The 20,792-nt window shown below is 47.4% G+C and carries 18 protein-coding genes and 1 pseudogene; 5 read left to right on the top strand and 14 right to left on the bottom strand.

Annotated features, from left to right (window positions below; translation table 11 throughout):
- The first annotated feature begins 4 nt into the window (after positions 1-4).
- Positions 5-496: a regulatory protein RecX gene (locus tag BST99_RS12400; RefSeq protein ID WP_245916258.1), complete on the top strand. Its 492-nt coding sequence runs from the start codon at positions 5-7 to the stop codon at positions 494-496.
- On the opposite strand, the gene BST99_RS12395 is transcribed toward BST99_RS12400, so the two are convergent.
- The 4 genes and pseudogenes from BST99_RS12395 to bioA all read right to left on the bottom strand — a co-directional run bounded on the left by BST99_RS12395 (position 493) and on the right by bioA (position 5,195).
- The gene (locus tag BST99_RS12395; RefSeq protein WP_105002078.1) at positions 493-1,353 is read right to left on the bottom strand and encodes a cupin-like domain-containing protein; all 861 of its coding nucleotides are present in this window, start codon (positions 1,351-1,353) and stop codon (positions 493-495) included. The genes BST99_RS12400 and BST99_RS12395 overlap by 4 nt on opposite strands.
- A gap of 11 nt (positions 1,354-1,364) precedes the next feature.
- Positions 1,365-2,468 carry a biotin synthase BioB gene (gene bioB, locus BST99_RS12390; RefSeq protein WP_105002077.1) on the bottom strand — a complete coding sequence of 368 codons (1,104 nt, stop codon included), beginning with the start codon at positions 2,466-2,468 and terminating at the stop codon, positions 1,365-1,367.
- Positions 2,469-2,741: 273 nt separating this feature from the next.
- The gene (locus BST99_RS12385) at positions 2,742-3,917 is read right to left on the bottom strand and encodes a beta-ketoacyl synthase N-terminal-like domain-containing protein (RefSeq protein ID WP_105002076.1); all 1,176 of its coding nucleotides are present in this window, start codon (positions 3,915-3,917) and stop codon (positions 2,742-2,744) included.
- A gap of 2 nt (positions 3,918-3,919) precedes the next feature.
- Positions 3,920-5,195: pseudogene (gene bioA / locus BST99_RS12380) on the bottom strand (adenosylmethionine--8-amino-7-oxononanoate transaminase).
- A 193-nt stretch (positions 5,196-5,388) separates the two neighbouring features.
- On the opposite strand from bioA, the gene BST99_RS12375 reads away from it, so the two are divergent.
- Positions 5,389-6,732, top strand: a complete 1,344-nt coding sequence (locus BST99_RS12375; protein ID WP_181044228.1) for an ArnT family glycosyltransferase — start codon at positions 5,389-5,391, stop codon at positions 6,730-6,732.
- Here the strand turns inward: BST99_RS12375 and bioD are convergent.
- From bioD to BST99_RS12330, 10 genes are all read right to left on the bottom strand, one after another.
- Positions 6,729-7,358, bottom strand: a complete 630-nt coding sequence (bioD, locus tag BST99_RS12370) for a dethiobiotin synthase (RefSeq protein ID WP_105002074.1) — start codon at positions 7,356-7,358, stop codon at positions 6,729-6,731. The genes BST99_RS12375 and bioD overlap by 4 nt on opposite strands.
- Positions 7,351-7,758 carry a putative signal transducing protein gene (locus BST99_RS12365; protein WP_105002073.1) on the bottom strand — a complete coding sequence of 136 codons (408 nt, stop codon included), beginning with the start codon at positions 7,756-7,758 and terminating at the stop codon, positions 7,351-7,353. The genes bioD and BST99_RS12365 overlap by 8 nt, the downstream gene beginning before the upstream one ends.
- A gap of 12 nt (positions 7,759-7,770) precedes the next feature.
- Positions 7,771-8,739, bottom strand: coding sequence for an aminotransferase class I/II-fold pyridoxal phosphate-dependent enzyme (locus tag BST99_RS12360; RefSeq protein WP_105002072.1), 969 nt, complete (start codon positions 8,737-8,739; stop codon positions 7,771-7,773).
- Entirely contained in the window at positions 8,736-8,885 is a 150-nt protein-coding gene (locus tag BST99_RS14420) for a hypothetical protein (RefSeq protein ID WP_181044227.1), read from the bottom strand. Before BST99_RS14420 ends, BST99_RS12360 begins: the two co-directional genes overlap by 4 nt.
- A 57-nt stretch (positions 8,886-8,942) precedes the next feature.
- Positions 8,943-9,221 carry a F0F1 ATP synthase subunit epsilon gene (locus BST99_RS12355; protein WP_105002071.1) on the bottom strand — a complete coding sequence of 93 codons (279 nt, stop codon included), beginning with the start codon at positions 9,219-9,221 and terminating at the stop codon, positions 8,943-8,945.
- Between the two features lie 14 nt (positions 9,222-9,235).
- Complete coding sequence (atpD, locus tag BST99_RS12350) at positions 9,236-10,744, bottom strand: F0F1 ATP synthase subunit beta (protein ID WP_105002520.1); 1,509 nt, start codon at positions 10,742-10,744, stop codon at positions 9,236-9,238.
- Between the two features lie 177 nt (positions 10,745-10,921).
- Positions 10,922-13,675, bottom strand: coding sequence for a TonB-dependent receptor (locus tag BST99_RS12345; RefSeq protein WP_105002070.1), 2,754 nt, complete (start codon positions 13,673-13,675; stop codon positions 10,922-10,924).
- 178 nt (positions 13,676-13,853) lie between these two features.
- Positions 13,854-15,701 (bottom strand): glutamine--fructose-6-phosphate transaminase (isomerizing), encoded by a 1,848-nt coding sequence (gene glmS, locus BST99_RS12340; protein ID WP_105002069.1) that lies wholly within the window; start codon positions 15,699-15,701, stop codon positions 13,854-13,856.
- A 123-nt stretch (positions 15,702-15,824) separates the two neighbouring features.
- On the bottom strand, positions 15,825-17,684 hold the full coding sequence (locus BST99_RS12335; RefSeq protein WP_105002068.1) for a DUF4270 domain-containing protein: 1,860 nt from the start codon (positions 17,682-17,684) through the stop codon (positions 15,825-15,827).
- A gap of 4 nt (positions 17,685-17,688) precedes the next feature.
- Complete coding sequence (locus tag BST99_RS12330; protein WP_105002067.1) at positions 17,689-18,498, bottom strand: glycogen/starch synthase; 810 nt, start codon at positions 18,496-18,498, stop codon at positions 17,689-17,691.
- A gap of 101 nt (positions 18,499-18,599) precedes the next feature.
- Between BST99_RS12330 and panC the strand changes: the two genes are divergently transcribed.
- From panC to BST99_RS12315, 3 genes are read left to right on the top strand one after another with little or no spacing between them, the layout of a single operon-like run.
- Positions 18,600-19,448, top strand: a complete 849-nt coding sequence (gene panC / locus BST99_RS12325; RefSeq protein WP_105002066.1) for a pantoate--beta-alanine ligase — start codon at positions 18,600-18,602, stop codon at positions 19,446-19,448.
- Positions 19,449-19,466: 18 nt separating this feature from the next.
- A complete protein-coding gene (gene panD, locus BST99_RS12320) occupies positions 19,467-19,817 on the top strand; it encodes an aspartate 1-decarboxylase (RefSeq protein ID WP_105002065.1) in 351 nt (116 codons plus the stop codon).
- Positions 19,818-19,819: 2 nt separating this feature from the next.
- Entirely contained in the window at positions 19,820-20,788 is a 969-nt protein-coding gene (locus tag BST99_RS12315) for a lysylphosphatidylglycerol synthase transmembrane domain-containing protein (RefSeq protein ID WP_105002064.1), read from the top strand.
- The last annotated feature ends 4 nt before the right edge of the window (positions 20,789-20,792 follow it).

Genomic DNA, 20,792 nt, shown 5'->3' with positions numbered 1-20,792 from the left:
TAATTTGCAGTCGCAAATGACCTTTAATCGCCCGACATACACCCTGGAAGAAGCCCTGAAAAAGGCCGAAAACTACTGTGCCTATCAAGAGCGTTGCCACCAGGAAGTACGTCAAAAATTGATAGAGATGAGAATGATCCCAGAGGCGATCGATCACATTCTTGGGCATTTGATCGCCGAGGGCTATTTGAACGAGGGTCGTTTTACAGAACAATTCGTATTGGGGAAGTTTCGCCACAAAGGATGGGGGAAGAACCGCCTGCGTCAGGAACTCAAGCAACGGGATATTTCTGGCCTGGCCATTGACCGCGCTCTGCGCGAAATCGATCTGGAAGAATACCAGGCTACTTTTCATCAATGGGTCGAGAAACTCTGGAGGCAAAGCACCGGAAAACCCCAGGCCAACCGCTTGCAAAAACTCAAAGACGGCCTCCGCTATCGCGGCTGGGAACCCGAATGGATTTATGAGGCTTTGGGTGATAAAATGAAGTCTTAAGCGTATCGCTTTGTGCGCTCAATCGCCTGCTCGTTTTTCCAATCGATCCAATCCTGCCCCTTGAGTCTGCGCATCAGGTTATCGAAGTGTCGCATGATGAAGATGTTATAGAGCGCTTTCCCAAGGTTTTTAGGCTTCTTGGCCATAGAGCGTAGGCTCATAGAAAAACCGGGCGTGATATAACGCATATAGTGCCAGTAGCCTTCGGGAATATAAAGTACATCCCCGTGTTCTAAATGAGCGATGTGTCCATTGGCCTTTTTAAGTGCTGGCCATTTTTCAAAATCGGGCTGTTTAAAGTCAATGTCCTCCCTTGTGATCAGGGAATGAGGCACCTTGTAGAGGTACTTGTTTTCCGTTTGACCAAAAAGTATACACTCCTTTTTGCCATCAAAGTGAAAGTGAAAAATATTCGCCAGATCAATATCGTAGTGCATGAAGGTGTAGCTGTCTTCCCCTCCAAAAAACATCATGGGTAAGCCCTTCATGATGCGCAATCCGAAATCCGGCATTTTGTAATCCTGCTGCAATTGGGGGACCTCTTTCAGAATATTCCACAGAAAAATACGGTAGCGCGTAGGCTCTTTCTTCAGAAGATCGATATAGTCCGACATCTTCATCTCGGCATGCGGCTGATTGAAGCCCTCATCGTGTTTGACCGGCCGATCGTCGTAAAGAGGGACCAACTTGTCTCCAGCAATTTCTTTGAAGTAGTCGAGGTTCCATTTTTCAAAAGCAGGCCACTCTTTGATCCCACCGGCAATAACAACCGGTTTCTGAGGGCGGTAATACTCTTTCAAAAAAGCCTCTTTGGTCAGGCCTTCAACTTTGGGAATATTTTGTAAACGCAACTCCATAACGAGGTGGTTTAGCTTTCGATTGTCTTTTTGGTGATCCTCGCCTCTTCGTTACGGGCGATGCTGTGACCGGGTCGGCTCCACTTTGGTTTTTCTCCCAAAGCTGGAGTGCTTTCTTCCGCCGGCTTGGATTCCGGTTGAGGATGCTTTTCGAAAGGCGCCTGCATGTCAATACCTAAGGCTTTAAAGAGCGCTTTGTCTTCGTTCACATCCGGATTCGGAGTCGTCAATAACTTATCTCCGGCAAAGATGGAGTTGGCTCCAGCGAAAAAGCACATGGCTTGTCCCTCAGCACTCATCTCTGTTCTTCCGGCAGAAAGACGCACCTGGGTTTTGGGCATGACAATTCTCGTGGTGGCTACCATCCGGATCATTTCCCAAATATCGACGGGTTTCTGCTCTTCCATAGGGGTACCTTCCACAGCCACCAAAGAGTTGATGGGCACCGATTCCGGTTGTGGATTCAAGGTGGACAAGCTGACCAGCATTCCAGCGCGGTCTTCCAAGCTTTCACCCATTCCGATAATCCCTCCACTGCAAACCGTCACGTTGGTTTTACGGACGTTCTCAATGGTCTGCAAACGATCTTCGTACCCTCGGGTAGAGATCACCTCCTTGTAGTACTCCTCGGAGGTATCTAAGTTATGGTTGTAGGCGTATAATCCGGCCTCCGCAAGACGCTTGGCCTGGTTTTCGGTAATCATTCCCAAAGTACAGCAGACTTCCATATCCAAGCCGTTGATGGTGCGAACCATCTCAAGTACCTGGTCGAATTCCTCTCCATCGCGCACGTTTCTCCATGCCGCTCCCATACACACTCGCGAGCTACCGGCTGACTTAGCTCTTAAAGCCTGGGCCTTCACTTGCTGTACCGACATCAGGTCATTGCCTTCGACATCCGTATGGTAACGGGCTGCTTGTGGGCAATAGCCGCAATCTTCTGGGCACCCCCCCGTCTTAATCGAAAGCAAGGTTGATACCTGAACTTGATTGGGGTCATGCACTTGTCGGTGGACGCTTGCCGCACGATAGAGTAAATCCATCAGCGGGGTGTTGTAGATCTCCATGATCTCTTCTCGGGTCCAGTCGTGTTTGGTTGGAATGTTTGAACTCATAGGCGTTCTGGAAAGATGAAAGCACAGCCCGAGAACCGGGCAGTGCTTTAGTTCTAATCTAAGTTTCAAAAATAGGCGAAATCTTGAGAAAGGCCAATCGACCCTTCCCTTTTAACGCCTCTACTGCTGCTCTCCTTCTTCGACAACAGTGCCGTCTTCAATTGATTCCTCTTTTGAAGCAGGTTCTTCCCTTTAAGATACTCTGGTAATTCCATCCCGGCCCTATTGAATAAATCTTTCGCGGGGTGCCAATTGGCAGCTGTAAACCACCCTTTACTTTGATAATAAGATCGAGACTGCGTTTCCGCCGAAGCCTACGGCATTGACCAGTACGTAATCCATTTGCTCAGGTGTGGTGTTTGCAAAAGGAGCTTCCTTAGATAGGGGGAAAGGCAGGGGAAGTGGAGCATTGTCCTCCAACATCAGGAGGGCCTGAAGCAGACTGAAAATACCCGAAGCACCAAAGGTATGTCCTATCTTCCATTTGTGTGTAGTTAAAAAAGGCAATGTGTTACAAAAGACCGCTTGGATCGCCCGGGTCTCGGCCCAATCGCCCTTCACTGTTCCAGGAGCGTGCATGACCACTGCATCCACCTCTTCGGGAGGTAAGGCGCCCAAAGCAGCCTTCATGGAACGCTGAAAACACTCGGCTTCCGGGGTCAGACCGGCTGCACTCTCCAGACGTTCTGTGGAGTACCCCACTCCGACAATTCGGGCCAAAGGGGCTTTGCCGGAGGTTTTTTCAAGTCGCAGTAATCCGGCCCCTTCACCCAACACCAGATGATTCTTCGTTTTTTCTAAATCCAACGATCGGCAGGGGTACGCTTGTGCACCTTCTTCACCTAAGGGAGAGGTCAGTTTAAGTGCCTTCATCTGGGCCTGAGTGAAAGAAGTTAAAGGGGCTTCGCTTCCCCCAACTAAGAATACCTCAGCCATATCGGACTGCAACCAGGCCACCCCGTTCAAAACGGCGTGCAAGGCGGTAGAACAGGTAATGGAATGGCTCAAAACGGGCCCTTCAACCCCCAAATCATCGGCTAGCCAAGTCGACAGATTCCCCAAGGTGGTGCTTGGCGAAACGGCAGGGGTCAGGGCTTTCCCCTGAAGGTGCGCCTCATAATGCTCTTCCCACAAAGTGGTCGCGCCCCGCGAAGACCCCATATTGATCCCGGTTCTTCGGCTTTTATCTAAGGGGTATTGGTCCTGAAATAATCGCCCGGCAAGCAATCCGTACAAAACAGTAGGGTCGAGTTTACGGTAGATTTTCTTTTCTTTTTGAATGGCTTTGAGTTGCTGTTTGAGCAGATCGGGTAAGCGCCCAGCCCAATACCCGTCTTGAAAAGTCAAAAGATGATCTACAGAATAAAAGGAATCTCGCACCTCCTGTGGGGAGCTCCCCAAGGCCGATACAGTGGCAATTCCGGTTATGTCAATCGGCTGTTTGAGCATGATCAGTCAATCAAATCCACTACTTCGCGAATACTCTGGAAAATGCGTTCCAATTGATCGATACTGGTGACGTAAGGAGGAAGGGTGTAGATGGTTTGCCCTAAGGGCCTCAAGAAGACCCCTCTTTCCATAAAGGCCCGGTACATCTTATCTCTAAGGTTGCCGTAGCGGTCCATTTGAAGGTTTAAATCCAAAGCAAAAATCACCCCTAGGGTCCGCACATTGGTGACTTTGGGGTTGTTCTTCATCTCCGCTGCAAAAAGTTCATTGGCCGTTCGGATGCGGCGAATCCCCTGTTGGATTTCATTGCTTTGCAAGAGTTCCAAGCTTTGCGAGCCGCCGTACAGGCCAAGGGGTTCGCGGTATAAGTATGCCCGTGGAAAAACCCTTTGGCGATTTCGTCCGCGTAAAAGGCCTGGTATATTTTTTCGCTGCAGGCCGTCGCCGCCATAGGCACCATCCGGCGGAAAGAGCCTTGGAGAGGCAGATGATTTCGGGAGTATGCTGGAGTTGAGAGGAGGCAAATAGACTTCCGGTTTTTCCAAAACCTGTCATGACCTCATCCGCAATACAAATTACCTCTTCTGCCTGCATCATCCCCAAGAGTTGGTCTAATGCTGAGGCATCGTAAATCTTCATTCCGGCAGCCCCCTGAACCAATGGCTCATAGATGAATCCTGCCACAGCATGTTCTTGGAGAAGCTGTTCTGCCATCTTCAGAACTTCCTGTTTGTTCTCTGCAGTAGGTACTGGAATTCGTTTGACTTTAAGGAAAAAGTCTTCGAAAGGCCCGTTGTACACCGAAAGGCCCGATACCGACATGGCTCCAAAGGTATCGCCGTGAAAGCCTTCTTCAAACGCGAGGAGCACACTGCGTTTTTCGCCTCGGTTAAAGTGATACTGCAAGGCCATTTTGATGCCGATCTCAGTTGCTGTAGAACCGTTGTCGGAATAAAAGACCTTACTCATGTCTCCGGGAAGCACAGCGAGCAGTTGCTCTGCAAGTTGAACAGCGGGGCGGTGGGTAAATCCGCTAAAAACAACTTGATCCAGGGTTTCCATCTGGGACCGGACGGCACCGATTAGTTCGGGATGACAATGGCCATACACCGCCGTGTACCAGGAAGAAATCCCATCGATATAGGAACGCTCTTCGGGATCGAAGAGCAGGGCTCCCTGCGCCCGGGCAATAGGCATCATTTCTCCTGACGTTTTGTGTTGCGTCAACGGATGCCAAACGTAATCCCGGTCTTTTTGTCTTAGGCTTTTCTGCTCCATATTCCCTCTAGATAAAGGCCAAATAATCTATCTTGCAAAGATGAGAATTAATTGCTAACCCACCCTGATACGAGCCTTACCGAACATACGTATTTCCCGGTTTTTCGTCCAAATTTTTGGGCTGGCCTTCCTGATTCGGGCTCCCTTCTTTTTCAGGGATTATATCGATTGGGATGAATCCACCTTTTTACTGGTGGCCCAATCCTGGGTTAAAGGCAATTTACCCTATACCGAACTCTGGGATCTCAAGCCGCCCATTACCTTTTTGTACTTCGCACTTCAACTGTTGGTTTTTGGGAAAAACCTGGTCCTGATTCGCTTAATGGGCGTTCTCTTGGTCGCCGGTTCGGCTTGGTTTACATACCGCATCGCTGACCTCCTCAGACCGCAATTGCCAGAAGACTTCAAACGCCTCACCGCCGTTCTAGTGGTGCTTTTATGGAGCTTGTTTGGCACCATGCAAGGCGTCATGTCGGAACACATCTCCACCTTCTTCCTGTTGTGGGGTCTTTGGCTCTTGCTGCGCTCCCCAAGGTCTTCGTTCAAACACGCTTTTCTGTCTGGGCTATTGATGGGTTTGGCCGTTATGGCCAAACTCAACCTGGCCTATCCTCTGTTGGCCATGGGCTTGTTTTTAGTCTTTGAACGCCTTCCGAACTGGAAACAAATCAAAGAATGGGCCCCTCTGATCGCTTGGGGCTCAGGGGTTGTAGTCTTGATCATTTCGACCTACATGCCCTATGCCCTGGAAGGACTAGGAGATATTTGGTGTCAATCCGTCATCGAAGCACCCCTAGCCTATGGAGATGTACAGAGTCATTCTTGGGAAGCAGCACTCATATGCCTCCCCATGGCTGCTCTAATAATCTTAGGACTCCTTCGATCTACCGGATTCGGTGAATACCGCAGCGCACGCCTGCTGGTTTTTGGACTCCTCGGCATTTTGTTTTCTTTTATTCAGGCAGGCAGGATCAATGGGCATTATCTGCTTCAGGCTTATCCTTTTCTTGTCCTTTTATTGGTTTCGTTTTTTGCAGTGGGACGTTCTGCGCCAAGGAAGCGTCTAAAACAGTGGGCGCTGATTCTCTTATTACTACTGCCCATAGAAACTTACCGGGAGTACTATTTATGGTTTCAAAACAAAGTCGAAACGGGCAGTTGGTACCGGGGCGAAAGCTTCTTATTGCAGTCCTACCTGGAAGAAAAAAAAGAGGAAGAGGCCCGGGTCTTTTACCTTCACTTCCACACCACTTCCTTTTTGATGGGGACTCCTCCTGTTTCCAGAGCGGGCACCCACCCCAGCAACCTCACCCGCGACGAGCTTTTCCCGTATATGCGTAACCCCAGAACCACCTCTGAAGAGGAAATAGATTTCATCTTTAGTTCGCAAAAGCCTGATTATGTGGTGGTAAAAAAAAACAAGATCTTCTTCAAGAAATTTCCGGAACTGAATGCACAGGTACAGGCGTACTTAGACCAGGATTACCAAAAAGAAGTCCTTTTGGATAGGGCTTTGGTGTACAAAAGAAAAGATTAGCTGTTCAGCCAATCCGTCAGGGCGGGTCTAAACGTTTCCGCATAATGGGCAACCACCTCTTTAGAAAAAGTCTTTTCTTCCTCCACACGGCCCAAAATGGGAAGTCCGGTTTTTTGAAGGATAATGGATTCCGTTGTTGGGTGCTGGTCTCCGCTAAAAAGAAGCCCGGGCTGAATGCCTTTCTGAAGTAAGTATTCGCAACTCAATAAGGTGTGGTTGATACTGCCCAAATAGTGCCGCGATACAAGAAGTACCTTGTCCTCTGGCAGAATCAAGTCGGCAATAGTATCCTGCTCGTTAAGGGGCACCAAAAGTCCACCCGCACCTTCGATGACCAAGGTGTTCTCTGTGGCTGGTCGGTCTAACTGTTCCAATTCAATCCGAATACCATCAATATCAGCAGCCGCGTGCGGACTCATGGGCGTGTTCAGGGTATAGGTATTGTCAAAAAAACGGGATTGTGTATTGCTGACCATATCCTGAACCTTGTCCTTATCCCCGTACTCGAGGTCTCCGGCTTGCACTGGCTTCCAATAATCAGCCTGCAGGCTTTCGGTCACAATTGCCGAGATCACAGTCTTACCCACCTCGGTCGAAATCCCGGTTACAAAAACAGTCTTATTCATCATCGTCGGCTTTGGGTTGGGGATTGCGGCTTCTGGTTCCACATTGTTGGCATTCGTAAACGGGGTCTTGGAAAAAAGGAAAAAGTCTGTAAAACCAAGATTTTTCGAGGTAGACGGCCTCGTACTTGCAAGCCCCGCAGTTGGGGCATTGTAGCGGACGACCCTCTTCATCGGTGGCGTAGATTCTCAGTTCATCCCAGATGCTCTTGGCCCTTTCGTAATCCGCTTCATAGACCTCGAGCTTGACTCCACCGATCGCCTCGCTAATAAAAGGATCATTTGCCAAAATAGCTTCATCCCTCAAAAAGACCTCGATGCCTTCGGACTCCAATCGGGATTTTAAGACTTGGGCTTCACTCCCAAAATCAAAGGACTGAACTACTTTTCTGTTCTTACTCATGGCGCTATGCTTCTACAAGTATACTGAGGATTTGATCGATTTGCTCTTCCGTATTGAAGGCGTGCAGGCATATTCGCAGGCGTTCTCCTCCTTGAGGCACCGTAGGAGGTCTGATCGCTCGAATGTCAAAACCCTCCACCCGATATCTTTCTGCCAAGCCAAAATAGCATCTTCTCCTGGGGTACTGACCCATTGAATTGGGCTCGCATTTGTTGACACCAGGGAATCTAAGTGCCTCTGATGAACCCCCTCTCTGAAATAAGAAATTCGGTCCGCCAGGGTTTTGGCTCTTTCTTCTCCTTCTTGCCCTTCCCGAACTTGGTGAATGGCTTCTAAAAAACGCAATTGTCCCGGAGGCAAAGCAGTTGTATAAATCAGTGGGCGGGCAAAATTGATCAAGTAGTCCTTCAACTCCTCCGATCCCAAAACACAAGCTCCGTGACCCCCTATCGCCTTTCCAAAGGTGACCAGGCGAGCGAACACAAACTCTTCAATACCCCATTCTACGGCCATACCCCGCCCTTGTCCAGCAAAGGTTCCATGGGCCTCGTCCAGGATCCAGTAAAAATTGTTCTTTTCGCACCAGCGAGCCATGGCTTTGAGATCCGGGCTGTCTCCATCCATCGAAAAGACGGACTCGGTAACCAGGTAACGATCCCCCTCTACTTTATCCTTCCAACGCTTGGCCAACTCCTCTAAGGCCTGCAAATCGTTATGGGGGAACTTAAAGGTCTTGGCCTCGCTTAGCCGAAGTCCTTCCCGGATACTGGTATGCGATAACTGATCGTACAAGACCAAATCCCCTTTTTGTGGGAGGGCCGATAACAGCCCCATATTGGCGTCATAACCCGAATTGAAGACCAAGGCCTCCGAAGCTCTGTAAAATTGCGCCAGGCTCTTCTCCAGCTCTTCATAGGCCCGGTGGTGCCCCGTCAATAAACGAGACCCGGTAGCTCCCCAATGCCCATTGGGCTCTTTCATCGCGAGGGGGGTGGATCCGTAGCAAAACCCAAATAATCGTTGGACGAAAAATCCACCAACTCTCCCTGCAAGGAGAGCGTGCGCATTCCTCCACGGGAACGGCGCTCTTCCAGTCTTTGGCTGAGTTTCTTCGGTGTTTTTTTCATTCCTTAACAAAAAAACCCGGCCTTGGGCCGGGTTCTATGGGTCGTATATTGCCTGTATCAGTCGGCCAGGAGGACAATACGGTTGTCCTTCAGTTCCAAAGTGCCGCTTCTGATTTTCAACACCTTTTGGCCTTGAGCTCCTGAAGTAAAACGGTCCTCAAATTCCTCTTCGATACAAATATCGCCTTGGATTTTGACATCTCCCTCGGTCAATAGTGATACGATAGGAGCGTGATTTTCTAACATCTGGAACTCACCCATCAATCCAGGAACCGTTACTGAAACGACGTCTCCTGAAAACAAGGTGGCCTCTGGTGATACAATTTCTAAATGCATATTCAGCAGCTTGTTTAGGCTTCAGCCAACATTTTCTCTCCGGCTTCAATCGCATCTTCGATTGTTCCTTTGAGGTTGAAAGCAGATTCTGGAAGGTGATCCAATTCTCCATCCATAATCATATTAAATCCTTTGATGGTGTCCTTGATGTCTACCAAGCATCCTGGGATACCCGTAAACTGCTCTGCCACGTGGAAAGGCTGAGAAAGGAAACGCTGTACACGACGTGCACGAGCTACCGCCAATTTATCTTCTTCTGAAAGTTCTTCCATACCAAGAATCGCGATGATATCTTGCAATTCCTTGTAGCGTTGAAGAAGCTCTTTCACGCGTTGGGCACAACCGTAGTGCTCGTCACCCAAGATCTCCGGTGTCAAAATACGAGAGGTTGAATCCAATGGATCTACCGCAGGGTAGATACCGAGCTCTGCAATCTTTCTTGAAAGTACAGTCGTTGCATCCAAGTGAGCAAAGGTTGTCGCTGGGGCAGGGTCAGTCAAGTCATCCGCCGGTACGTAAACCGCTTGTACCGATGTAATGGATCCTCTTTTGGTGGAGGTAATACGTTCCTGCATCGCACCCATCTCTGTAGCAAGAGTTGGCTGGTAACCTACCGCAGAAGGCATACGTCCCAGAAGGGCCGACACCTCTGAACCTGCTTGAGTAAAGCGGAAAATGTTATCGACGAAGAAAAGAACGTCTTTTCCTTGTCCGTCTCCCGCTCCGTCGCGGAAGTATTCTGCAATGGTCAATCCGGATAGCGCAACACGTGCACGTGCTCCGGGAGGCTCGTTCATCTGTCCGAAAACGAAAGTCGCTTTAGACTCCTTCATGGCCTCTTTATCTACTTTAGAAAGATCCCATCCTCCTTCTTCCATACTGTGGATGAAGTCGTCACCGTACTTGATAATGCCGGATTCCAACATCTCACGGAGAAGGTCATTTCCTTCCCGAGTTCTTTCACCAACACCAGCAAACACAGATAGACCACCATGTCCTTTGGCGATGTTGTTGATTAATTCCTGAATCAATACCGTCTTCCCTACACCGGCACCACCGAATAATCCAATCTTACCCCCTTTAGCATAAGGCTCGATCAGGTCGATTACTTTGATCCCCGTAAAAAGAACCTCAGTAGAGGTAGAAAGCTCATCAAATGCCGGAGCTTCGCGGTGAATTGGCAATCCTTGATCACCTGTTTTTGGCAGGTTCTCCATTCCATCGATCGCATCTCCAATCACATTGAAAAGACGTCCGTAAACAGCGTCACCGATCGGCATCTGAATGGCGTTACCGGTAACGTGTACAGCAGTACCTCGGCTCAAACCATCGGTAGAGTCCATCGAAATGGTTCTAACGGTGTTCTCACCAATGTGAGACTGAACTTCCAATACAAGAGTGGATCCGTCTTCTCTTTTTACTTCTAGAGAGTCGTAGATTTTTGGGATTTCTACACCGGAGTCGAATTCTACATCGATCACCGGGCCAATGATTTGGGCTACTTTGCCTGTAATCTGGGTCATTTTTTGCGGTTTTGAAGCTTGTGTATCAGCCGTATAAGTCCAAAACGAATAGCGACTGTTTTCAGGCTGCAAATATATAGCATTCCTTATTCAATAAGAAAGCTCTGGAAAGAATTCTATACAAAAAAAGGAGGCTGAAAATCAGCCTCCTTTCTCTCCTTTATTCTATCCCAATTATTATGGGTTAATTGTCCAAGACACATAGTAGATAGAACCGATGTTACCGGTACCTACAGCGGTGAAGTACTCCTCACCAAGTAGGTTAGAGCCACCTGCCTTGAAAACAGATTTTATTTTTGGTGCCTGGAAGTTGATCTGAGCATCTAATACAGAGAATGAAGGAACTTCTCCATCGGCAAAAGAGGCTTCCCAGAAAAAGTCATCACTCCAGCGGTAGTTGATTCCAAATCCAAAGTTTTTGAATAGATCCGTTTTACCAAGACTCAACTTAAACTTGTGTTCAGGGGTGTTGAAGTTGGTACGTAAATCAGGATTTGCTGCTTCATCGTAATCCAACTTGGTGTACGTATAGCTACCTCCAACATCAAATCCTCCAATGTTAGCGTCAATACCCAAAGAAGCACCATAAGAGTTGATATCAACGGTGGAGTTGGTGTACGCTTGGTAGGCCTGGAAATCACCGTTTTGCAAAGCCAATAAGGAAAGGCTGTTATCCCCTACTTGTCCGTAAAATGGAACCAATGTCGTTACGTTGGCGATGAAATTGCTGTAGCTGTTGAAGTAACCACTCAAATCGACACTTATCTTTCTGTTGATTTGTGCACGGTAACCTACTTCGTAAGCTGTGATTTCTTCAGGTTGAACCAATCCAGGGTTAGCCGCTGCTGGAGCTCCAGCACTTACAGAAGCCAAGGTGAAGGCATTTTCGTAAGCTGAACGTCCAGTTATCTGCACGGTAGGTGATCCTGTAAAGGCTTGCCCTCCAGCACTAACATCAAATGTTCTTACATCACGATCCAAGTTGGTCGGAGCGGATCCAACCAAAATAGCAGCACCAGCATTCAATCCGATAAACAAATCCTGAGTAGTTGGGTTGCGGAAACCTTGCTGTACGGAAGCACGGATGTTGTGGTTTCTCTTCTCTCCAAGGGTGTATCCAAGAGAAAGACGAGGAGAAACAAATCCGTCGAAGAATTCATTTTTGTCATAACGTGCAGAAGCCGTCAACTTCAAACGATCGTCAACAAATTTCTTTTGCAACTGAGCATACGCACCGTATTCGTTGTAACGGATTGGTCCATCAAAATCGGTAAAAATCGTTCCTGCAGAATTCAATTCGTATTCTCTGTAGGATCCTCCAATTTGCAGATCAGCCCAATCGTCAATCAGGTGAGCTAAATTGTAGTTACCGTTGATGTGACGGAACTTGGTTTTATCGATGAATTTTGCTCCAGTAGTCAAGTCTCCATCAGAGATAACATCATTAAAAACTTGCTGGAACTGAGAGGTTCCTGGGACTAAGCGTCCTTGGTCTGCAAAACCACGAGCAGCAGCATGAGCTTGATCTTCAGATAATTGAACACCTGTTCCTACACCGAGTCGGGCTCCAATAAAAGCTGTGGCGTAATCAGTAAACCAAGCAACATCACCTTTCCAGCGGCGGTTTACGTTAATCGCTGCGAATCGCGTATCGTAAGCGTTACCTGAATCCTCAGAAACTTGGTATGCACGAATGAAGAAGTTATCGTTCTTCAACTCAATTTTATGCTGTTGCAAGCTGAAACCAGTTACTGCGTATCGGTTAGCCCCTTGATAGATCGTTGTACCACGTCCAATACGACCGTTGTAGATCAATTCCAAGTCATCTCCGAAAGGACGGTAGTGAACAGCAAAGTCAGTTTTTAAACTTTCAGCGTTGTAGTTCGCCAAATCTGCTTCATCATAACCTGTACGGCTAACAACAGCAGCGCCTAAAGTTCCTGAAGGCAATCCGGCTAGCAAGTCGAAGTTCAAAGTTGTTGCAACTTCATCACCATAAACGTTAAGCCCATCGTAGTTTGGATTCTCACGACCCGCACCTGGGTTATTCAAGTCAATGGTTTGGTTGGCGTGCCAATCCTCACCACGCAGGTAAGAGATGTTCGCTTTCACAGCAAACTTGTCGCTGAATGCGTGAGCAGCACGAATACCAAAATCATAATAGGTGTTGTCACCTGCAGCTTCTTGAGAAGTAATTCCTGTTTTTACGTAAGCGCTTAGCCCTTGGAAATCGAATGGGCTTTTGGAGCGCATGAACAAGATACCGTTAAAGGCGCCTGCACCATAAAGTGCGGAAGAAGCACCAGGAAGAATTTCAACACTTTGTACATCGAGTTCCGACATACCTACCAGGTTACCCAGTACGAAGTTCAGACCAGGAGCGGTGTTATCCATCCCATCAGTCAACTGCATAAAACGCACGTTGGCGAAAGTGGCAAAACCTCTTGTGTTTACCGACTGGAAAGTCAAACTGTTGGTGTTGATGTCAACTCCTTTCAAGTTTTGAAGACCGTCGTAAAAAGAGGGCGCTGTGGTGTTTCTGATCTCTTTTAGTCCAAATCGCTCTACAGATACAGGCGACTCGAAAACTCTTTCCGGAGTTCTAGAAGCCGAGATCACAATCTCGTCAAGTGCTGTTGAAGCCTCCTCCAAAACAACAGTAATTTCCTGAATGCTTTGAGTAATTTCTACCGTCTTGTCGGTGAAACCAATGCTGGTGACACGCACAGTGAACGGTGGAGTTTCTTCTGTCTGTAGCACAAAATTTCCATCGAAATCGGCTACGGCTCCTTCGGCCTTCCCGACAATAACGACGTTTGCACCGGGAATGGGCTCGTTGTTGGCGTCTACTACCTTCCCGCGTACGGTAGTTTGCCCGAAGGCGCTAGTCCAGCCTGCTAGTACAAACAGGACCATAAAGAAATTTTTCATGATGACTTTTCTTTGTTAAGTAAGTATTAAATCGGTGTTAATCAGTGCGGGTAAGATACCAAAATTTCACAGCATAGCATGGTAAAAATCAAAAAATACTATGCATGCATATAAATTTTTTATAATCCCCGCGTTATAAAACGCAGAAAATCAAAAAATTCTTATACGATTATTGAGATTATTCTACTGTTACTGATTTTGCGAGGTTCCTCGGCTGATCCACATTACATCCTCTCATTAAGGCGATGTGGTAAGAAAGCAACTGCAAAGGAATAGTGGTAACCAACGGCGAAAGCGGTTCAGAAGTAGCCGGAACTTCGACGACATGGTCGGCCAATTCCTTAACCGATTCATCTCCTTCAAAGACCACGGCAATGATCTTCCCTTGTCTGGATTTGATCTCTTGAATATTACTGACCACCTTTTCGTAATGCCCTTTGCGAGTGGCAATCACAACCACCGGCATCATTTCGTCAATCAAGGCAATTGGCCCGTGCTTCATCTCGGCAGCCGGATAGCCTTCTGCGTGTATATAGCTGATTTCCTTTAACTTAAGGGCCCCCTCTAAAGCAACAGGGAAGTTGTATCCGCGCCCCAAATAAAGACAGTTGGTCGAATCTTTGTAGACCTCGGCAATGGCTTCAATCAAGTCATTCGACTGCAAAGCTCGCTCTACTTTAGCTGGGACACCTTCGAGTTGAGTCAACATTTCATGGAACTCAGATTCAGAAAATACCCCTTTCTCTTTCGCCAACTTTAAAGCGATCAACGTCAATACCGTAATCTGGGTGGTAAAGGCCTTGGTAGAAGCCACTCCAATTTCAGGCCCTGCGTGGGTGTAAGCCCCTGCATGGGTTTCTCTCGCAATTGAAGAACCTACAACATTACAAACACCAAAAACGAAGGCACCTTTTTCTTTCGCCAATTTGATGGCTGCAAGCGTATCGGCGGTTTCCCCGGATTGAGAAATGGCAATAACCACATCATTTGGGGTGATCACCGGATTGCGGTAACGGAATTCAGAAGCGTACTCCACTTCCACTGGTATACGCGCTAAATCTTCAAAAATATACTCCGCTACCAAGCCGGCATGCCAGGAAGTTCCGCACGCGACAATGATAATACGGTCAGCATTGGTAAATTTTTCGAGGTGGTTATCAATTCCCGCCATACGCACCAGACCTTGATCCGCCAGTAAGCGTCCACGGTAGGTGTCTTGAATGGCCCGGGGCTGCTCATAAATCTCTTTGAGCATAAAGTGATCGTAGCCTCCTTTTTCAATTTCTTCCAGGCTCATCTGCAACTCCATGATGTTGGGGTACACCACCGTATCCCCCTCTACCTTGCGCAGTTTTATCTCCTTGCCTGGACGGATAATGGCTACTTCCCCGTCGTCGAGGTAGATGGCGTTGTTGGTATATTCTATAAAAGGGGAAGCGTCAGAGGCGACAAAAAACTCGTCTTCTCCCAGGCCAATGGCCAAAGGACTTCCGAGCTTAGCCACCACAATTTCGTTCGGTTTGTTCCGGTCAAAAACGGCGATGGCATAGGCTCCATAAACCTGATTCAAGGCGATTTGTACCGCCTTGCCCAGCTTTACTCCTTCGCTCTTCTTGACTTCTTCAATGAGGTTGACGAGCACCTCGGTATCGGTATCCGATTGAAAGGTATACCCTCGATCCTGAAGTGCCTTTTTAATGGCTCCATAGTTTTCGATAATACCGTTGTGGATTATTACTAAATCTCCGGAATTAGAAACTTGCGGGTGAGCATTCACGTCGTTTGGAACCCCGTGTGTCGCCCATCGGGTGTGCCCAAGACCGAGGTTTCCTGCCGTAGGAATTTCTTGTTCTGCCCTCTTTTTGAGGTCTTCTACTTTGCCTTTGGTTTTGGAAAGGTGGATTTGCCCTCCGTCGTAGAGCATTACTCCCGCACTATCGTAACCCCTGTATTCGAGTCTTTGCAGTCCTTTTATCAAAATAGGATAGGCCTCTCTTGGGCCGATATAACCTACGATTCCACACATGATCTTTCTGCTTTAGGTTGCCGAAATAAACCGTAAAATAAACGATTCCTTTGAAACAATTTGTACTTAGTCAGAGGATTAACGCCGAAAAAGGAAGTTTTAATATTCTCTTGCTAAGAAAACCTAGTTCGCTTCGGTATAGAAGAGCTGCAATTGAAGGCGCTTGTCCTCCAAAGCCGCCTCTGGATTGGGTCCGATAAGTACTGTCCCAAGCGGAGTAATGGTCGTCATGATCGGAATATCCACTTGTTCCGTAGCCCCTGCCTCATTGGCTTCTCGGGTGGCCACATTCAGAATATCCGCAGACAAAACTACCCGCAGCGGTACATTGGCTGAATCGCGAACAATAATGTTATTCAAGTGCTCCGTAATTCGCACATTGTAACGTAAACCTGTTCCACCCTCTTCTTCTAAGATGCCCCCGTAGTTCTGAAAACGTCCTAAAGGAGTGTCGGTAAAAGTCAATTCGGTAATGATGTTGTACAAAGGCTGATTGGTTTCGGCATTGTACAAATACAATCGAGGCGGTTCAACAGTGCCTCCGACAGAGGTTAGGCGGTCGCGATCTACATAAAAGATCAGGTTGGCCTCATTGATCACCCAATTGTTGGCTCGTATTTCTTCGATGGTGGCCTCAGAAGTCGCCTCGTCTCCGAAGAGTTGAATTTCTGCAAATGTCCCTGCGCCACCTTTTAAAAACAAACGAGAATCGTCTGTTCCTGTGGCAATAGTACTTTCAATATCGGCCGGAAAATTCTCAGAAGTATATTGATTAACGGCGTTACCTCCAATTCCCAGAATATTACCCGTCAAGAGGTTGAGGGTATAGGTTCTCTCGTCTTTCTCGACAAAATCGTCTGTGGTGTCCTCCGTCGTTCCGTTGTTGTTGATGTCGTCGTACTGGTACTCCACCGTGATGTTGGCCTCAGTAAGATCGAAAAGCAACATGATGTCATTAGAGGCGTCAATACTGATCTGTAGGCCTCTGAAGAAATCGCGGAAGTTCGACTGACTCAGCAAGGAGGGCTGCCCTTCCTGATCCAATAGATTTTGCTGGAAGAAATCGGCATCTAATGGAATGCGGAGACCAGGAGCTAAAGTACGCGTATTGTCAAGGAGGGTAGACTCGTCAATATCTTCGGTGTCTTCTGCGTCTTCCTGAAAAAAGACAATTTGTTCTGCACTGATTTCGAGTTCTCCATCAAAGAGAACCTGCCCGGCAAAGGCGGTTAGATCCAAATCAGAAAAATAGGTCTGGTCTTCCTCAAAATTGTTGTTTGGATCCAAATCTCTCAGGAAGAAGGTGTTTTCTTCTACTCTTACCCGGAAAGGCATATCGCGTTGACCGTAAATACTGTCTAATGAAAAACTACGGGCAAAATTGTTCGCAATCGTCTCTTCGTCATCAGCATCAATAATACCATCTCCATCCGTATCCGGATTCAGCGGATCTGTACCTCGAACACGTTCTTCTCCATCCGTTAAACCATCGCCATCAGAATCACTATCGGCACTGGTCGGATCAACGTCAAAATCATTCTGAACCCCATCGTTGTCTGTATCTCCGCTACCCGGCTCGGTTTGAAATGGCAGATAAAGAAAAACGGCGGTAACTTCTTCGTTCTCTGGCAAAGTATCCAAAATACCGCTGTTGTCCATCAGCACTTCTGTTGCCTGGGGCAAGTCTCCAAAAGTTGGATCGCTTGCGGGGATTTGAACTTGGGTTACAATACGCGCACGGGTAGTCCCGTAGATCGGATCCGTGAAGTTCCCCAACTGGTAGAGGGGTAAGCGATTGGTTTGAACCGTGGTGAGTTTGTTGTTGGTCAAACTCACTTGATACACCGCTTTGTCGGTGTTAAAAGGTTCACCTCCAATGACACCTTCACCAATGGTAACAAGGTCCTCTTTACAAGAAGAGAACATCAATAAAATACTGAATAATAAAAGCGACAGTTGCTTTAGACCCGATAAGCGCTGCATGAGACTACTTTAATACTTCTGTTTCGTAAAACTGAGCGTAGGCTTCTTCGGTCTCCTGAAAAGACACAAAAGGTAGAACAGGTTTGTCTAGGGACTTTGCAAAGTCCGAAACCGGCTCAGGCACTTGCTCGCTGGCTAAAATAACCGCATCAGAATACCTGACAGCTACCTTTAACAAATTATTATAGTCGGGGCTTTTTAGTTCGCTGATATGCTCCTCCGAAATACCGTCATAGGTTATTTTTTCTAGGGCGGTAGAACTCAGCTCCCCATCAAATCCTTTGTCGTATACAGAGGTGACGATCTTGCTGTCAGCAAACAAGAGTTCGTCTTTGTAAAATTCTCTTAGGTACAAAGGCACCAAAGAGGCCAGCCAGCCGTGAACATGAATAATGTCGGGTGACCAGTTGAGTTTTTTCACAGTCTCTACCACGCCTTTAGCAAAGAAGATCGCACGTTCGTCATTGTCTTCGTGCAAGTTACCGTCCTTGTCGAAAAAGGTAGACTTTCTTTTAAAGTACTCCTCATTGTCGATGAAGTAGACCTGAATGCGTTCGCGAGGGATAGAAGCCACCTTGATAATCAGAGGCATGTCCATGTCATTGATCACCAGGTTCATTCCGGACAAGCGGATAACCTCGTGCAATTGGTGGCGGCGCTCGTTGATATTCCCGTAGCGCGGCATAAAAATACGAATCTGCCCACCATTGCTGTTCACCATTCTAGGGGCTTCGTAAGACATTAAGGAAACTTGGTTCTCGGGCAGGTAAGGGACTAGTTCAGAAGATACAAACAATATCTTTTTGCCATTCATACAGTGGTCTTTTTGTTCATCGAAAAGCGTAGCGGCAAAAATACAAAATTTATGAGGAATTCCAGTATTTATGGTATTTTTGCACGCTTTTAATCTCGGAAATGGCCCTTTTTTACACGGTTGATACACTCCAAAGACCCTTACTCAAGGCGAGGGCCGAAGGTCAATCCATCGGTTTTGTTCCAACCATGGGCGCTCTGCATTCCGGACACCTTTCCCTTGTACGTAAAGCCCTGGAAGAGAATGACCTCGTCGTAGTGAGCATTTTTGTAAACCCCACCCAATTCGACAAAGAGGACGATTTGCAGAAGTACCCTGCCCAATTAGAGGAAGATGTCAAGCTCATTGAGGAGATAGCTTCCGACATACTTGTTTTCGCGCCTACAGCCAAGGAAGTTTACCCCCAAAAGATGGAAGCCAAGCAGTACAACTTCGAAGGCTTGGAAAAAGTCATGGAAGGCGAATTCAGAACCGGACATTTTGACGGGGTTGGCACCGTGGTAGAACGACTCTTTGAAATCTGCATTCCACACCGTGCCTATTTTGGTGAAAAAGACTTTCAACAACTACAAATCATACGTAAACTTGTGGATTTACAGGGTATTGATATAGATATTGTCGGTTGCCCGATCGAGCGAGAGGATCATGGCCTCGCCCGCAGTTCACGCAATGAACGCCTGAGTCCGACTGCCAGGGAAAAAGCTGGAATGATTTATGCAATACTGAAAGCGGCGAGAGATCAGTTCGACCAAAAGAATGCGGAAGAGCTCAATCAGTGGGTTATTCAACAGTTTCAAGAAGAAGAAAGCCTCGAGTTGGAGTATTTTGAAATTGCTGATGCCCATACCTTAACCCCGCTCATGAAAAGACAAACGGGTCAAAAATACCGGGCCTTTATTGCCGTTTACACTGAAGGCGTGCGACTGATTGACAATATCGCCCTTAATTAAAACACTAATTTCGCACAGATGCAGATAGAAGTTGTCAAATCAAAAATTCACCGGGTACAGTGCACAGGCGCTGACTTGAATTATATCGGTAGTATTACCATCGATGAAGACTTGATGGATGCCGCTGGCATTATCCGCGGTGAAAAAGTTCAGATTGTCAACAACAACAATGGTGAACGCCTCGAGACTTATGCCATTCCTGGGCCCCGTAACAGCGGTGAAATCACCCTCAATGGAGCGGCCGCTCGTAAAGTAGCTGTTGGGGATGTGCTTATTTTAATCACCTACGCCTGGATGCCGGTTGAAGAAGCCAAGGTCTTCCAGCCCCGTTTGGTGTTCCCTGATGAAGCGACCAATCTTCTGAAATAATTTTGAATCCTCGCCTAGCTAAAATCCTAAAGACAATTGTCCCCCTTGCCCTGGGGTTTGGATTGATTGCCTACTCCTATTTATCGACCTCGGAAGAAGACCGCAAACAAGTGGCCCACTATATTTCACAGGTGCCTTTATTATGGGTTACTTTATCCGTATTGATCGGAGTGGCGAGCCATATTTCAAGGGCGATACGATGGAACTATTTGTTGGCTCCTCTGGGGTACAAACCCAAGTTGAGTAGCAACATTTTATTAATCCTTATGGCCTACCTGGCCAATCTGGGAATTCCTCGCTCAGGTGAGGTGCTTCGTGCAACAGCTTTGACTACCTATGAAGGTGTCCCTTTTGAAAAAGGATTCGGAACCATTGTGACCGAAAGAGTCATCGATCTGCTCATGCTCTTCTTGGTCATCGGCATCGCGTTGATCCTGCAGACCTCCGTTATTTTAGACTACTTGAACCAACAAGGTTTTGGTCTACTCGCTGCCCTGGTGTTTTTGGCGGGAGGGATTATTGGCCTCTGGATCGGTATTCGAATCCTCAAGAAATCTCAATCTCCCTTGGCTATTAAGTTGCGCAGTTTTTTAGACGGCTTGATGAGCGGGATTACCAGTGTGTTCAAAATGAAAAATCAACTGGCCTTCTGGGGGCACACGATTCTTATTTGGGTGGCCTACATCGCGATGTTCTGGGTGATTAAATACACGGTTGCAGAAACAGTCGGTTTAAGCCTCTCTGAACTACTCGTCGCTTTTGTCGCCGGGGCCTTCGCCATGACGGCGACTAATGGTGGAATCGGCCTTTACCCTATCGCTGTTAGCGGCGCTTTGAGTCTCTATGGAATTGACCCCGTTTCAGGGAATGCTTTTGGCTGGATCATGTGGATTGCGCAAACCCTCATGGTGGTTGTTTTTGGAGCAATATCCTTCCTGCTTCTTCCGTTATTACATCGTACACGGAACTAGTTCA

It is taken from the genome of Aureicoccus marinus (genome assembly GCF_002954325.1).
In the GTDB taxonomy this organism is placed as follows: domain Bacteria; phylum Bacteroidota; class Bacteroidia; order Flavobacteriales; family Flavobacteriaceae; genus Aureicoccus; species Aureicoccus marinus.
The sequence above is the reverse complement of the archived record's forward strand: the minus strand, read 5'-3'. Positions and strand labels throughout refer to the sequence as shown.